This window comes from Chitinophaga sp. SVR4-12A (assembly GCF_056754765.1).
This window is the reverse complement of the sequence record NZ_JBPGWP010000001.1, coordinates 2548019-2562263: the sequence shown is the minus strand read 5'-3', so window position 1 is coordinate 2562263 and position 14245 is coordinate 2548019. Positions and strand designations below refer to the sequence as shown.

Genomic DNA, 14245 nt, shown 5'->3' with positions numbered 1-14245 from the left:
AATTAATAGTAACCAAACAATTGCCTCACCGAAGCCTAAGTATCCGGAATTATTAATTATTCATTCTTCATTATTAATTAAATTCGCATTCCATTCATACCCCCTGCCCGCTTTAGACATTATTCACCATTAGATTTAATGTGGAATCCGATTTTACATATACGGAACAAGAATTGGTGCATGGGCTCAAAGCCAGGAACCAGCGGGTATTCAGCTACTTATATGATCATTATTCCCCCGCCCTCTACGGTGTTGTCCTGAAGATCCTGAACGACGAAAACGCCGCAGGCGATACCCTGCAGGAGGTTTTCCTGAAGATATGGCGCAATATAGACCGCTATAACGAGGAGAAAGGCCGCCTGTTCACCTGGATGCTCAATATTGCCCGCAATACGGCTATCGATATGCTACGGTCCAAATCACATAGATTTGAACAAAAAATCCAAGATGTCGGCGATGACGTACATTTATATACAGGTCATCTAACCGTTTACCAATCTACTGATCATCTGGGGCTCTCACGGGTCCTGGAGAAACTGAATAAGGAGCAACGCGTCATAATTGACTTGTCGTACTATAAAGGGTGTACCCAGGAGGAAATCGCTGCGATCTTAAACATCCCTTTAGGTACTGTGAAAACAAGGACGCGTCTTGCTATGACCCGATTAAGAAGTTTACTAAAATCATTATAATCCGTGAACGTACAACGTTTCATATCGTCCGGTATTATCGAGCTCTATGTAGCCGGTATGGCCACTGCAGAAGAAGCCCGGGAGCTGGAAGCCGCCATGGCCCAGTTTCCCGACCTCGCCACAGAAGTAGAGGCCTGCCGCCGGGATATGGAACAGTATATCCGCTTACAGGCCATTCCGCCTCCCCCCGCTATCAAAGATCACCTCCTGCGCATCGTAGCAGATGAAGCTACAGAGTGTAATAATTCTGACTAACCCACATCCGCAGTTTTTTTCTAATTTGCATGAATGCGAATATTCAGAATGGCCTTAGCCGGTACCCTCATCACCGGACTGTTGCACTTTCAAAAAGCCTATGCCCAGGATACTGCCCGATATAAAGGAATGATCGTGAACCTGGATGAAGTGATCGTGAATGCGAAACGTATAGGCTTTGACGTAAATAGCTTCATTAAACGGGTGGAAGAAGATACCACCTTTTACCGCGCCTTTAGAAACTTGCGCCTGCTGGGCTTTACCGCTGATAACGATATCCGCCTCTATGATAAAAAAGGTGAAATAAAAGCATCCCTGAAAAGCGAGACCCGCCAGACCATGAACGGCCGCTGCCGCTCCATGGAAGTACTGAATGAAAAAACCACCGGCGATTTTTACAATGCCAAAGGAGAATATAACTACTATACCGCCGAACTATACGGCAATCTTTTCTTCACAAAAGGCACGGTATGCGTAGACGCCAACGGCGAATCTGTGGAAACAGATAAAGGCAGCATGGCCAAGCACAAGGCGCAGCTGAAGCAGCTGATCTTTAATCCCGGTAAACCGGTAAAGGGCGTGCCTATTGTCGGCCCTAAAGTAGCCATCTTTGACCATGACGTTATGCGCTTTTACGATTTCGCCATCTCCGCGGCAGACTACCTGGGCGTTTCCTGCTATGTATTTGCGGCCACAGCCAAAAAAGACCTGAGCCGGATCAACCAGGCAGACGTCGTGATCAATGAGCTGATCACCTATTTTAACAAGGATAATTTCGAGATCGTAGGGCGCAAGTATTCGCTTTCCTACAAAACATGGGTATTCGATTTTAATGTGCGGATGGATGTGCAAATGACCAAAAAGAACGATCTCCTCATTCCCGCACTGGTTACCTACGACGGTACCTGGGATGTACCCTTTAAAAAGAGGGAGACCGCTTCTTTCATCGCCCGCTTCAGGCTGGATTAATACACCACCGTTACGGTTCCGTTTTTTCTGAACAGCTCTTGGGTATTGGCGTTGCGGTATTCCATGATCCAGATGTAGGTACCCATGTTCAGCTCCACGCCTTTCTGGCGGCCTGTCCACCCAACGCCCGGATCTGTTGTATAAAACACCCGTGCCCCCCAGCGGTCGTACACACTGAGCTTGAAGTCGGCCAGCTCACAGCGGTATATGGGCCGGAAAAGATCATTGCGGCCATCGTTATTCGGACTGAATGCCGTGGGCAGGTACACCTGGCAGTCACAGTCCTTTAACTGTACACGTACAGAGTCAGTAGCGCGTCCGCAGGAATTATTGGCCACCACGGCATAGTAGCCCGCAGTGGTAGCGATATAGGTGGGCACAGTAGTGCTGTCCTGCCATTTATAATTGTTACCGGCGCCCAGTGGGCTCAGCCTGAGCCGCTCTCCGCGGCATAGGGTGGTATCAGGCCCGAGGTTGATGCGCAGGGTATCCTCGTAAGTTACGTGGATGGTATCCATGGAGATGCAGCGGCCTATCTGGGCGCGTACATAGTAATAGCCGGTCTCCCGCACATAATAGGTAGCCTGGTCTGAACCGTCCTGCCAGAGATAGGTGCCATTGCCGAAATCCGCCGATAGCACCAGGCGTTCTCCCTTACACACGGAGGTATCATTGCCCAGGTTCACCCCGCGCAGGCGGTTATAATCAACCCGGATAGTATCCAGCACTTCACACTCTCCGCCGTTCACCGTCACAAATACCCAGAGGGTATAAGGGCTGCTTACCGTCACCGAAGGGTTCTTGCTGCCTGTGCTCCATTGGTAAGCACTGGGTGTGGCGCCCGGCACGGTGGCAGTAATGGTAACAGATTCTCCCGGGCACAGCAGGGTATCCGGCCCTAATGAGAAGGGATGCGGGTTTCCGCCAAAATTAAGCACAACAGTATCCCGGAAGATGCCGCAGCCCTGGGCGTTCACCTCCACGCTGTAGGTACCGCTGGTGGTTACCACATAGGTAGACCCGGTTTCGCCGGGAATGGGGGCAAAGTCTTTATACCACTGGTAGAGGCCATTCTGGGAAGTTGCGTCCAGGCGAAGCGCCTCGTTCACGCAGAGCAGGTGATCGTCTCCCAGGTCAAAATCCGGCATCGTGATAAAGTATACATTCACGGAGTCCTGGATCTGGCAGCCGTTCACTTTCAGTTTATAGGTAGTGGTAGTATCGGCTACAATGCTGGCGCCAACAGAGTCGGGGCGCGACCATTCATAGGTAGCGCCTGCTATTACGGGCCCGTTCAGCACAAGGCTTTGTCCTTCACACAGCGTAGTATCTGTCGGTTCCGGGAAATTATAGGGGATAGGCGTTACGATGGTAACAGCCTGGGTAGTGGTATCAGCCACGCCTGCCCGGTAAGCGATGAGCGTCACCGTATAAGTGCCCAGGTTGGCGAACACGTGTGTAGGCGATACGTCTGTAGACGTATTCTGCGCGCCGGATCCTGCATCGCCAAAGTCCCACTTCACAGAGTCGATCCCCATTTCATCCGTGATCGTGAACTTACTGTCTGCATTCACACAGGTAGAGGAAATAGTGAACGGTGTAAGCCAAACCTTGCTGGCGGCGGCATAGGATAAATGAGGCGGCAGTATGAGGCTGATAGCAATAAGGGATACCAGCAGTACCACAGGTTTCGGTATAGGGAAAGGGCAAAGGCTTCTCATGGAGGACATGGGTGATCGGCGCTAAATTAATAGAATTTAAGATATATAGATTATTTTTTTCATAGAACCTGCTTTCGAATGCAGTAACTATCTCAGAACCATTAACATCTGATTAGCGAATAAAATGCATTGGTAAGCTAACTTCGTGCCCAGAGAGAAAGTTTGCACAATGCAGCTGGCAACAGCCGCACAAGGTAGCCCTTAGGGCTGCCTTTTTTTTTAGGATAGTCCGGTACGGTAAGCTTCATAGTCTATGGCTGATATTCCATCCCCTCTAACGCAGGAATCACCATGCAAGTATACGCAGAGTCCGCAATATATTATATGAAAATTCCAAATCCCGATTTACTCTTCCAGAGGTTTGGCCGTCACATATCTTTTCCATTTTTCCAGCACTTGTCTGAAATCGTCCGGTAACGGGCTTTCAAACTGTATATGCTGCCGGGTACGGGGATGTGTGAACCCTAATGTCTGTGCATGCAGGGCATGCCGGGGGATCATTTCGAAACAATTCTCTATGAACTGTTTGTACTTTGCGAATACGGTACCTTTCACGATACGGTCGCCTCCATAGGTATCATCATTAAAGAGGGGGTGGCCGGTATGCTGCATATGTACCCTGATCTGGTGCGTACGGCCGGTTTCCAGCCTGCAGGCGATCAGCGTTACATAGTTAAAACGTTCCAGTACTTTATAGTGGGTGATGGCTTCCTTGCCATATTCGCCGTCGGGGTAGGCGTCCATGATCTTGCGGAAGCGCTGGTGACGGCCCACGTGTGCTACGATGGTGCCTTCGTCTTCTTCAAAATCGCCCCACACCAGGGCCAGGTACTGTCGTTGTACGGTATGGTCGAAGAACTGTTTGGCCAGGTCGTTCATGGCCTTATCTGATTTGGCCACTACCAGCAGGCCGCTGGTGTTCTTATCGATGCGGTGCACCAGTCCGAAGCGGGGGATCTCCGGTATTACGGCACTACGCGTTGTTTCGTCGCCCAGGTACCAGGCCAGGCCGTTCACCAGGGTGCCGGTATAATTGCCGCAACCGGGGTGTACCACCATGCCGGCTGGTTTATTGATGATCATGAGGTCCTCATCCTCATACACGATATTCAATGGCAGGTTTTCGGGCACCACTTCAGTGCTCTCGGGGCTTTTGCTGGAAAATACAACGATGCGGTCGCCCGGCTTCACCTTGTAATTGGATTTAGCCGGTTTTTCATTCACCAGCACCATCGCGGCATCGCAGGCCTGTTGTATTTTATTACGGGTGGCGCCTTCCACCCGGTTCATCAGGAATTTGTCTATTCTGAGAGGTTCCTGTCCTTTATCTACCACAATATTCACCCGCTCGTACAGTTCCTCACTGCCTTCTCCGTTTTCCAGCTCATCTTCCAGTTCCAGCAATTCTTCAGCCATTTTCGGTGTTAAGTTTTTGCAAAGATAGATTAATTAGCTGTTAGCTTTTAGCTGCTGGCTATTAGCCTATTAATACCCTATAAGCCCTTACCACCTGGCAAACGGCAAGCGCTAACAGCCAGCAGCTAATATCTAGCAGCTAATAGCTTAACTTTGTGCCCTGTATTTAACAGCTGTAAGCCCTTAGCTCCTGACAAACGGTAAGCGCTAACAGCTAGCAGCCAACAGCTAACAGCTTAAAAATGAAACAACAGATAAACGTAAATGACCTGGGGCTGATTGATTATCAACAGGCATGGGACTACCAGGAGAAACTTTTACAGGAAAACGTGCGTATAAAACTGGATGCCAGCCGTTCAACTGACAACTTTCAACTGACAACTGCCAACTATTTACTCTTTTGCGAACATCCGCCCGTATATACCCTCGGTAAAAGCGGCCACATTGAAAACCTCCTCATCAGTGAGCAACAGCTGCAGGAAAAGGCCATCAGCTTCGTGCCCACCAACCGGGGAGGAGACATTACCTTCCACGGGCCAGGGCAGATAGTGGGCTATCCCATACTGGACCTGGAGCTCTTTTTTACTGATCTGGGCCGCTACCTCCGCTCCCTGGAAGAGACCGTGATCCGTACCCTGGCAGATTTCGGCATCCCGGCCGGGCGCTCTGCCGGTGAGACCGGTGTATGGCTGGATGCGGACAACCCTGCCAAAGCGCGTAAAATATGTGCGATGGGGGTACGCTGCAGCCGCTGGGTCACCATGCATGGCTTTGCCCTCAATGTAAATACCGACCTGGATTATTTCAATAATATTATTCCCTGCGGGATAACGGATAAGAAAGTGGCCTCCATGCATGTAGAATTAGGCAGGCCCGTAGCACCGGAAGATGTAAAGGCAGCGCTTAAAAAGCATTTTGCAGAAGTGTTTGGGGCTGATCTGCTGGAAGCCCGATAGTATTTTACCGGTCTTCTCTTAGGCTTCACCTTGTCTTCTCCTTGTGTTCTCCTTGCAATATCGTTGCTCCAAAGCATTTCGTTAAAATAATATCAGTATCGGTTACTGATACCATTTTAACCGTATGATCCTTGCTTTATCCTTGCAGTATCCTTGCTCTATCCTTGCTGTTTCCTTGCTCCCTGCGTTTTTTGTTAAAATAGTACTATGACCGGTAATTCAGGGGAATAAAGAAGCTCCATTTCTCCTTCAGCTTACCATCCTCATACAGCTCAAAATTGAACCAGCCGGAGTGCAGGAAAATGGCCTTTTCCAGGATCAGGAAGGGAGATTTTACCTGGTCTATCTCGAAGAGGAATACCCCATTGGGCTCATAGAATTTAACGGAGTATTTTTTATCGGCAGCGTCGGGCAGGTTGATATTTATATTACCGTCTGCAGTGGTGTATATAGTATTGGAAGGATGCCATACCACTTTTTCAGGCGTTTTTTCTGATGTGCCGGGAGGTCCTCCTTTCAGGTCTTTGATGTCTTCCACGGTCAGCTTCTGGTTGGCGGCAATGGTACTGTCCTGTACAGCCAGGATAGTCTTACTGTACATATACCTGCCATTGTCAAACAGGATGAACAGGCGGTAGTAATTGCTGCCGGGTAAAGGTTTGTTATCTAAAAATACGTTCCTGGTCTGGGTAGGATAGGAAGCGTAAGCGATGGTATAGAAGTTCAGCACGCTGTCCAATGAACGCTGGATCCCGATCTGCCTTACATTGGTAAAGCCGGACAGCCATTCCAGCTGGATCTTACCGGTTTTTATCAAGGCCATGAAATCGGGTAATACGGGGGGCGTATACTGCTGCGTCTGTGCCTCTGCCTGTACCTGTGCTTTGACTGACAGCGTAGAAAAAGAGAGTAGCAATATAACAAAAGATAAACGCGCGATCTGCTTCATACAACAATACAAAATTCCAAAGTCCAAAGTCCGGATCCCAAGTTCCAACATCCGATGATTGGGATATAAAATTCGGTCCCAAATTTAGAATTTAAATTTTGGGATTTGGAATTTTTGGAACCTGGATTTCTCAAAAGCATAGAACGCCCGGGGCCAATGAAAGATTGCCCTGGAGCCCGCCCGTGTGCACCAACAGTATACGGCTGCCGGGTGGAAAGTAGCCTTGCTGTAGCAGCTGTTGTACGCCCAGCACCATTTTCCCGGTGTAGATAATATCCAGGGGGACTTGGGTTTCGTGGTAAAAAGTATTGATAAAGGTGATCAGTTCAGGGCTAACCTTGGCATAGCCGCCCAGGTGGAAATCATGCAGCAGCCGCCAGGGTGCAGCTGCAGTAGGATCCAGCAGTGCTTCCACCTCCCGTTGCAGGTATTCCGCCCCTTTCAGCACCGGGAAACCTAATACTTTCTGCTGTGCTAAAGCGCTGTTGATCAGGCCAGCGAGGGTGGTGCCTGTGCCTACTGCGCAGGCAATATGTGTGAAGTGCTCGTAAGCAACCAGGGGCAGTATTTCTTTGCAACCCATGGCTCCTGCTGCATTATGGCCTCCTTCGGGGATGATAAAGCTGTTGGGGTACTGGTCTTCCCAATGGATCATTGCTTTCTGGCGGTAGGTTTCGCGGCTTACAAAATGCAGATGCATACCATAGCGCTGCGCCTGCTCCAAAGTAGGGCTCAGCGCCGGTGCGGCTTCTCCCCTGATAATGCCCGTACATGATATACCGTCCATATAGCAGGCTGCGGCTGTAGCCGCAATATGATTAGACCAGGCGCCGCCGAAGGTCACGATATGCGTTTTCCCCTTTGCCTTTGCTTCATCAAGATTATAGCGGAGCTTAAACCATTTATTGCCGGATACTTCCGGGTGCAGCAGGTCTAAACGCAGCATGGCTGCCTCGATCTGATCGGGCAGCCATGCTGGTTGTATCGATTGTAATATGATGTTAGAGTAGTCTATCAAGAGTAAAGCTTTTAGCTGCTGGCTGCTGGCATTTAGCTAAAAGCTAACAGCTAACAGCCAGCTGCTAATTAAACAGTGCATTTCTCAAATTTACAACACTTCCTTTTGTCCGCACACCCAGGTTCAGTTCAGCGCCGCCGCCAGCATTGAAGTACAGCAGCTTTACTTTATGGAAACCCTTGCGCAGCGGCAGGATAGCTGTTTTATCCAGCGGTGCATGCTCGCCGTCATTATCCAGTTCCAGTTCGTCATCTACATACAGCACAGCGCCATCGTCGCATTTCAGGTTAAACTCGTAAATGGCGTCAGTATCAGCTTTCAGATAGCCTTCGTAAGCTACGCTGAAAGCATCTTTCGGCAGGAAGGGGCGGATATCAAAGGAGCTTTGCACACCACTGCTGTCTGCTGGTCCGCCGATCTGTTTAGCCTGCCTGAAGGCGCGGAAGTAAGCGGAGAATTTAACTCCTTTATTCGCAGGCGTTGCGTTAAGGGCTGCCTTATAATCACGACGTACGTAGGATGCGCTGTATACACTGCTCTTACGGCCGGAAGGCGTTACTACAATGCATTTGAGCGTTACCGGCTCTTTGCGCAGCGTAAGCGCCACCGGCTCAGCATAACGTTTACTGTTCACCGTTGGCTCGCTGCCATCAGTAGTGTAATAAATGGTAGCGCCTTCCACCAGCGGGCGCAGTGTCACCGTGGTGTGGGATGCGGTGCTCACGTTGTTTTCCAATCCCGCGGGCTCTGGTATGCGGAAGGGCACGCCTTCTTTATCCAGGCGGGCCAGTTGTCCAGGCAGTCTTTCCAGGAAGTTGGTATAGTTCTTCTTGTCTTCGCCAGACCAGGTGATCTCTGATACGGCCAGGGCGCGGGGCCAGGTCATATAATCCACTACTTCGGGAGTAGGCATGTATTCTGTCCACACGTTGGCCTGTACGCCTTTGATATATTTCTGTTCTGCCGCTGTGAGAGAGTGCGGCAGCGGCTCATAATTATACACTGCCTGCAGGGGCAGGAAGCCGCCGATGTTCAGCGGTTCGCTGGATGGATTGCCCTGGTAGTAGTCGAGATACAGGTAGGTATTGGGCGTCATGATCACATCATGCTTTTGTTTCGCTGCTGCAATACCGCCTGCTTCGCCGCGCCAGCTCATTACCGTGGCGTTGGGAGCCAGGCCGCCTTCCAGGATCTCGTCCCAGCCGATGATCTGGCGACCTTTGCTGTTCACGAATTTCTCCATACGCTGGATGAAATAGCTCTGTAAAGCATGTTCGTCTTTCAGGCCCAGGGCTTTGATGCGGGCCTGGCATTTGGGGCAGGTCTTCCAGCGGTCTTTAGGACATTCATCGCCACCGATGTGGATGTATTTGCCGGGGAAGAGGTCCATTACTTCTGTCAGTACATTTTCCAGGAAAGTGTATACAGAGTCGTTACCGGCGCAATACACTTCTTTGTGCACGCCCCAGGTGGTAGCCACTTCGTAGGGGCCGCCGGTGCATCCCAGGTTGGGATAGGCTGCCAGTACGGCTTCTGAGTGACCGGGCATCTCTATTTCGGGGATGATGGTGATATGGCGGGCTGCTGCATATTTTACAATGTCCTTTACTTCTTCCTGGGTATAATAACCGCCATGCGGCTTGCCATCGTAGGTTTTGCTGCGAGCGGCGTGGCCAATAACTGTTTCCTTACGGGTGGAGGCCACTTCCTGCAGGCGCGGATATTGCTGGATCTCGATGTGCCAGCCCTGGTCTTCTGTAAGGTGCCAGTGGAAGCGGTTGAATTTATATTGCGCCATTACATCAATGAACTGTTTGATGTAGGATACGGGAAAGAAGTGGCGGCCGGCGTCCAGCATCAGTCCGCGGTACGCAAAACGCGGTTCGTCGCTGATCTTTACGGAAGGCACTTCTACAGCGGTGCCTTCTCCGCGGATCAGCTGTTCCAGTGTTTGCAGGCCATAGAACAGGCCTGCGCCGTTGCCGCGCAGCTGGATGATCTGATCGTTTACGGTCAGGTTGTATCCTTCAGCAGGCAGATTATTGTCCTGGATCACCATGATCTGGCCATTAGCGGCCATGGCTTTGGTCTGGTGAGCAGAGAGGGTGATGCCGTGGTTGTTTTTCAGGTAGGTGCTTAGTAGTTCGGCCACCTTCTGGGCTTCCGGGTCTCCATACAGGATAAGGGTCTGTTTGGAAGGTTTAAAGCTGCCGCTGAGTGGCTGAACAGATTTTGGCTGTGGAATGATACTGATTGTTGCCGGTGCTTGTTGTGCTGCTGCTGCAATGGATAGCAACAAGCCCAGAGATGACACTAGAAATTTTTTCATGTTTATAGCGATAGTTTGTTTTTGCGTAGATCTCTTACTGTATTACTACGTTAAGTAGGTGAGTTACACCCATTTTGCCTCAGCCCAGGGTGCTTGTAAGTGTCCGTCATTGCGCGGAGCAGTAAAGCCTTGTGCGTAGAGCGACGAAGCAATGTTTTAACACAAGCTCCGCGAAAAATTAATTAAAAGATTGCTTCGGCCCTGCTCTTCACAGGCCCCTGCGGGCCTCGCAATGACGGGACGGGAGCCCCGGTTGTTCTATCCCGCCACGCCTCGCAATGAGGGAACTGAGGATCATCACCTGATTATTAATATTTCCATTTTCCCGGAAAAGATCGCGTAAAATACTTCTTAATGATTAAATTTATCGCCGATATTTTAGCTAAAGATTTGAAAATTAAAAACTAGTCTGAACAAATGAAACCGACTTTATTGATTCTGGCAGCAGGTATGGCAAGCCGGTACGGCAGCTTAAAGCAGATACAACAGTTTGGCCCCAGCGGCGAAACCATCGTTGATTATTCCATTTTTGATGCTATACGCGCCGGTTTCGGTAAGATCGTATTCATCATCCGCAAGGATTTTGAAAAGGAATTCAAAGAGATCTTTGAGCCCAAACTGAAAGGCCGCGCCGCTACAGATTATGTATACCAGGAGATGAGCGCCTTTGTGAACGGCTATTCTATCCCCGCAGAGCGCACCAAGCCCTGGGGCACCGCGCATGCAGTATTGTGTGCGAAGAACGCTATCAACGAGCCTTTTGCCGTGATCAATGCAGACGACTTCTACGGCCGTGATGCTTTCGAAAAAGCAGCCGCCTTTTTGAATAACAAATGCAAGCCCGACGTATACAGCGTGATCGGCTATGAGCTGGGTAAAACCATCAGCGAGCACGGTTCTGTATCCCGCGGTGTATGCGCTGCCAACGGCGAAGGCAACCTGGCCGCGATTAACGAAAGGACCAAGATCTACAAAGACGGCAGCCAGATCGTGTATGAAGACGGCGATGGTGAAAAACATCCGCTGAGCCCTGATACGCCGGTATCCATGAACTTCTGGGGCTTCCATCCTTCTGTGTTCGACCTGAGCGAAAAAGAGTTCAGCACCTTCCTGCGCAAGAGCGGAGACAATCCTAAATCAGAATTCTTTATTCCCATCGTTGTAGACCATTTCATCCAGAGCAAACAGGGCGTGGTAAATGTAATACCCACCAGCTCCCAGTGGTTTGGCGTTACTTACAAGGAAGATGCACCGGGCGTTCAGGCCAGCCTGAATGAACTGGTAGCCAAAGGGGAATATCCCGATAATTTATGGAAATAAGACCGCATTCCCTTATCCTGAAAGCATTCGGGATCGATGACCCGGCTACGGACATTAAAAAGTTCGGCAGTGGTCATATCAACAATACTTTTCTGCTGCAAAAGCCGGACGGCAACCGTTTTGTATTGCAGCGGATCAATGTGTCCGTGTTCAGGGAGCCGGAAGTGATCGCGCGTAATCAGCGCCTGGCGTCTGATTATCTTGCACAGCATCATCCCGGCTACCTGTTCATCACACCGGTGGCTACGGTGGAAGGAGAGGAGCTGTTCATACTGGAAGACGAATACTGGCGCATGATCCCCTTCATCGCAGATTCGGTAACGGTAGACCAGGCCGATGATCCTACCCAGGCCTATGAAGCTGCCCGGCAGTTCGGGCGCCTGGCCAGGAACCTGGACGGCATCAACCTGCAGCCCTTCCGGCCTACCATTCCCAATTTCCATAATCTCACCCTGCGCTACAGCGCCTTCCAGGATGCTATCCGGCATGCTAAAGAAGAGCGCCGTCGGCAGGCGGCTGAGCTGACCGCCGCTTTCCTGCGCTATTCAGATATCGCCGTTACCTACGAAAGGCTGAAAACAGATCCCCGTTTCCGCGACCGGCTTATGCACCACGATACCAAGATCAATAACGTGCTGCTGCATAAGGATACCTATAAAGGCCTCTGTGTATGCGACCTGGATACGCTGATGCCCGGCAAGGTGATCTCTGACCTGGGCGATATGGTGCGTACCTACGTAAGCCCGGTGTCTGAAGAAGAGCGGGACTGTTGCCAGATCCACATCCGCGACGAATATTATGAAGCGCTGATGGAGGGATACCTCTCTGAAGTGGGCGACAGCCTTACCAGTGTGGAAAGGGAACAGCTGTTCTATGCAGGCAAGTTTATGATCTATATGCAGGGCATCCGTTTCCTGACGGATTTCCTGAATGGCGATATCTATTATCCCATTAAATACCCGGAGCATAACTTTGACCGCGCCATGAACCAGCTGACCTTACTGGAGCGTTTGATGGAAAAAGAAGCCGGTTTGCAGGCCGTGATCCGCAAATGCCTCTCCAAAGCAGGGAATGATATATAAATATCTTTCGATTTCTTTAGAAACCGTCTAAACTCCGCCACAAAAATTTCAATATTTTCAAAAACAGTATATTTGGTTGCGAAATATCAAAATTTTTTAGCGGTATTGGTTTTTCGTGCATTGACTAATACATTTGTAGTCACAGTAAAAAATAAAGAAACCTCCATGTGGGTAAATAAAGACAATAATAAACTCAATCACATCGTACCGCAGCTCAATTGGGCTATTACGCTGGTCGTGGTTGTCGTTGTCATTATAAGCCGCCAATATGGAGGATAGGTTGACGTGTATAATCATCACTAAGATATGGATCGCCTTCCTCCGCAAAGAGGAAGGCTTTTTTTTTGGGACAGCAATCAAACATCAAACAATAATTAAAGAAGTCATAATTCAAAATCATATGTACAGCTACTACAACGAGAACACCATTCTTTATTTTAACGGTGAGTATCTGAAAGCCACTGAGGCTAAAACTGACCTGTATGGCCAATCCCTGCACTATGGATATGCAGTATTTGAAGGTATCCGTGCTTACAAAACTGAAAAGGGAGAGATCAAGATCTTCAAGGCAGAAGAGCATTTTGACCGCCTCAAGCGCTCCTGCGACCTGATCCACATCCCTTACAAGTTTAACAACGATGAGCTGATCAAAGCCAGTTATAAAATACTGGAGCTGAATAATTTTGAAGAGGCTTATATCCGCCCGCTGGTGTTCTGTCCGCCGAATATGACCCTGAAAGCAGCCAGCGAAGCGCATATCCTGATCTGTGCGTGGGAGTGGGGTGCGTACCTCGGCGAAAAACTCCTCCGCGTAATGACCTCCTCCTACCAACGCCCCAACCCTAAAGCCTTCCAGATCGAATCCAAATCAGCCGGTTTATATGTAAACTCCATCCTCGCTTCGCAGGAAGCCAAGGAGAAAGGTTATGACGAAGCCCTGCTGCTGGATATTAACGGTTATGTAGCAGAAGGCCCCGGCGCCAATATCTTCTTCGAAAAGAACGGTAAACTGTTCACTCCTCCTCCGGGCAACATCCTGCCAGGTATTACCCGCGCTACAGTGATTGAGCTGTGCAGGGAACTGGATATTCCCCTGGAGCAGAAATTATTCACCATCGAAGAGCTGAGAGAGGCAGAAAGCGTGTTCTATTGTGGTACCGCCGCAGAAGTGATCGGCTGGGACTCACTGGATGGTCAGGGCTTCAGCAAACCATGGGCAGAATCCCTCGGTAAAGTACTGCAGCAGGCCTATAAAGCCCGTGTGCTCGAAAAAGAATTCAAACGCGAAGCAAAGGTAGCCTGAGCCCGGACCGGTGGTGTGGAAATCCGCAACCCACATCCCGGGATTCCTTTGAACTCCGGAATTTCGGTCTCCCGATTTCCAGTACAGTAAAGGGTTTGAGCCAAAAAAGCGGGGAGTTGAATACCGGGTAACCGGAAATTGTTGGTTTGGCGCCTCCCGATTATACTGACTATTTTGTAGCCTGATAAATCCCTCCGCCAGCCGGCGGAGTGGGTAAAGGAATATGTTTTTTTAA

12 protein-coding genes are annotated in these 14245 nt (G+C 49.8%); 7 read left to right on the top strand and 5 right to left on the bottom strand.

From position 1 onward, the window contains the following. Positions 1-140 precede the first annotated feature (140 nt). The 3 genes from ACR9Y8_RS10470 to ACR9Y8_RS10460 are packed head-to-tail and all read left to right on the top strand — an operon-like array spanning position 141 to position 1916. Entirely contained in the window at positions 141-692 is a 552-nt protein-coding gene (locus tag ACR9Y8_RS10470) for an RNA polymerase sigma factor (RefSeq protein WP_481213206.1), read from the top strand. 3 nt (positions 693-695) lie between these two features. Beyond that, positions 696-947, top strand: coding sequence for a hypothetical protein (locus ACR9Y8_RS10465; RefSeq protein ID WP_481213205.1), 252 nt, complete (start codon positions 696-698; stop codon positions 945-947). 33 nt (positions 948-980) lie between these two features. Further along, positions 981-1916, top strand: a complete 936-nt coding sequence (locus ACR9Y8_RS10460; protein ID WP_481213204.1) for a hypothetical protein — start codon at positions 981-983, stop codon at positions 1914-1916. Here the strand turns inward: ACR9Y8_RS10460 and ACR9Y8_RS10455 are convergent. Further along, the gene (locus ACR9Y8_RS10455) at positions 1913-3637 is read right to left on the bottom strand and encodes a T9SS type B sorting domain-containing protein (protein ID WP_481213203.1); all 1725 of its coding nucleotides are present in this window, start codon (positions 3635-3637) and stop codon (positions 1913-1915) included. The genes ACR9Y8_RS10460 and ACR9Y8_RS10455 overlap by 4 nt on opposite strands. 345 nt (positions 3638-3982) lie before the next feature. After that, positions 3983-5053 (bottom strand): RluA family pseudouridine synthase, encoded by a 1071-nt coding sequence (locus ACR9Y8_RS10450; RefSeq protein WP_481213202.1) that lies wholly within the window; start codon positions 5051-5053, stop codon positions 3983-3985. A 242-nt stretch (positions 5054-5295) separates the two neighbouring features. Between ACR9Y8_RS10450 and lipB the strand changes: the two genes are divergently transcribed. Beyond that, a complete protein-coding gene (gene lipB, locus ACR9Y8_RS10445; protein WP_481213201.1) occupies positions 5296-6009 on the top strand; it encodes a lipoyl(octanoyl) transferase LipB in 714 nt (237 codons plus the stop codon). Positions 6010-6214: 205 nt separating this feature from the next. On the opposite strand, the gene ACR9Y8_RS10440 is transcribed toward lipB, so the two are convergent. From ACR9Y8_RS10440 to ACR9Y8_RS10430, 3 genes are all read right to left on the bottom strand, one after another. Beyond that, a complete protein-coding gene (locus ACR9Y8_RS10440) occupies positions 6215-6958 on the bottom strand; it encodes a hypothetical protein (RefSeq protein WP_481213200.1) in 744 nt (247 codons plus the stop codon). A 130-nt stretch (positions 6959-7088) separates the two neighbouring features. Further along, the gene (locus ACR9Y8_RS10435) at positions 7089-7976 is read right to left on the bottom strand and encodes a 1-aminocyclopropane-1-carboxylate deaminase/D-cysteine desulfhydrase (protein ID WP_481213199.1); all 888 of its coding nucleotides are present in this window, start codon (positions 7974-7976) and stop codon (positions 7089-7091) included. Positions 7977-8040: 64 nt separating this feature from the next. Then, entirely contained in the window at positions 8041-10305 is a 2265-nt protein-coding gene (locus ACR9Y8_RS10430; RefSeq protein ID WP_481213198.1) for a family 20 glycosylhydrolase, read from the bottom strand. Positions 10306-10722: 417 nt separating this feature from the next. On the opposite strand from ACR9Y8_RS10430, the gene ACR9Y8_RS10425 reads away from it, so the two are divergent. The 3 genes from ACR9Y8_RS10425 (at position 10723) to ACR9Y8_RS10415 (ending at position 14010) form a co-directional block, all read left to right on the top strand. Then, entirely contained in the window at positions 10723-11625 is a 903-nt protein-coding gene (locus tag ACR9Y8_RS10425) for a sugar phosphate nucleotidyltransferase (protein WP_481213197.1), read from the top strand. Next, a complete protein-coding gene (locus tag ACR9Y8_RS10420; protein ID WP_481213196.1) occupies positions 11616-12707 on the top strand; it encodes a phosphotransferase enzyme family protein in 1092 nt (363 codons plus the stop codon). Before ACR9Y8_RS10425 ends, ACR9Y8_RS10420 begins: the two co-directional genes overlap by 10 nt. 400 nt (positions 12708-13107) lie before the next feature. Next, complete coding sequence (locus tag ACR9Y8_RS10415; protein WP_481213195.1) at positions 13108-14010, top strand: branched-chain amino acid transaminase; 903 nt, start codon at positions 13108-13110, stop codon at positions 14008-14010. Positions 14011-14245 lie beyond the last annotated feature (235 nt).

Coding starts and splice junctions, on each gene's coding strand:
- ACR9Y8_RS10425 (WP_481213197.1), top strand. CDS start 10,723: ATGAAACCGACTTTATTGATTCTGGCAGCAGGTATGGCAAGCCGGTAC.
- ACR9Y8_RS10460 (WP_481213204.1), top strand. CDS start 981: ATGCGAATATTCAGAATGGCCTTAGCCGGTACCCTCATCACCGGACTG.
- ACR9Y8_RS10420 (WP_481213196.1), top strand. CDS start 11,616: ATGGAAATAAGACCGCATTCCCTTATCCTGAAAGCATTCGGGATCGAT.
- ACR9Y8_RS10430 (WP_481213198.1), bottom strand. CDS start 10,305: ATGAAAAAATTTCTAGTGTCATCTCTGGGCTTGTTGCTATCCATTGCA.
- ACR9Y8_RS10415 (WP_481213195.1), top strand. CDS start 13,108: ATGTACAGCTACTACAACGAGAACACCATTCTTTATTTTAACGGTGAG.
- ACR9Y8_RS10440 (WP_481213200.1), bottom strand. CDS start 6,958: ATGAAGCAGATCGCGCGTTTATCTTTTGTTATATTGCTACTCTCTTTT.
- ACR9Y8_RS10450 (WP_481213202.1), bottom strand. CDS start 5,053: ATGGCTGAAGAATTGCTGGAACTGGAAGATGAGCTGGAAAACGGAGAA.
- lipB (WP_481213201.1), top strand. CDS start 5,296: ATGAAACAACAGATAAACGTAAATGACCTGGGGCTGATTGATTATCAA.
- ACR9Y8_RS10455 (WP_481213203.1), bottom strand. CDS start 3,637: ATGAGAAGCCTTTGCCCTTTCCCTATACCGAAACCTGTGGTACTGCTG.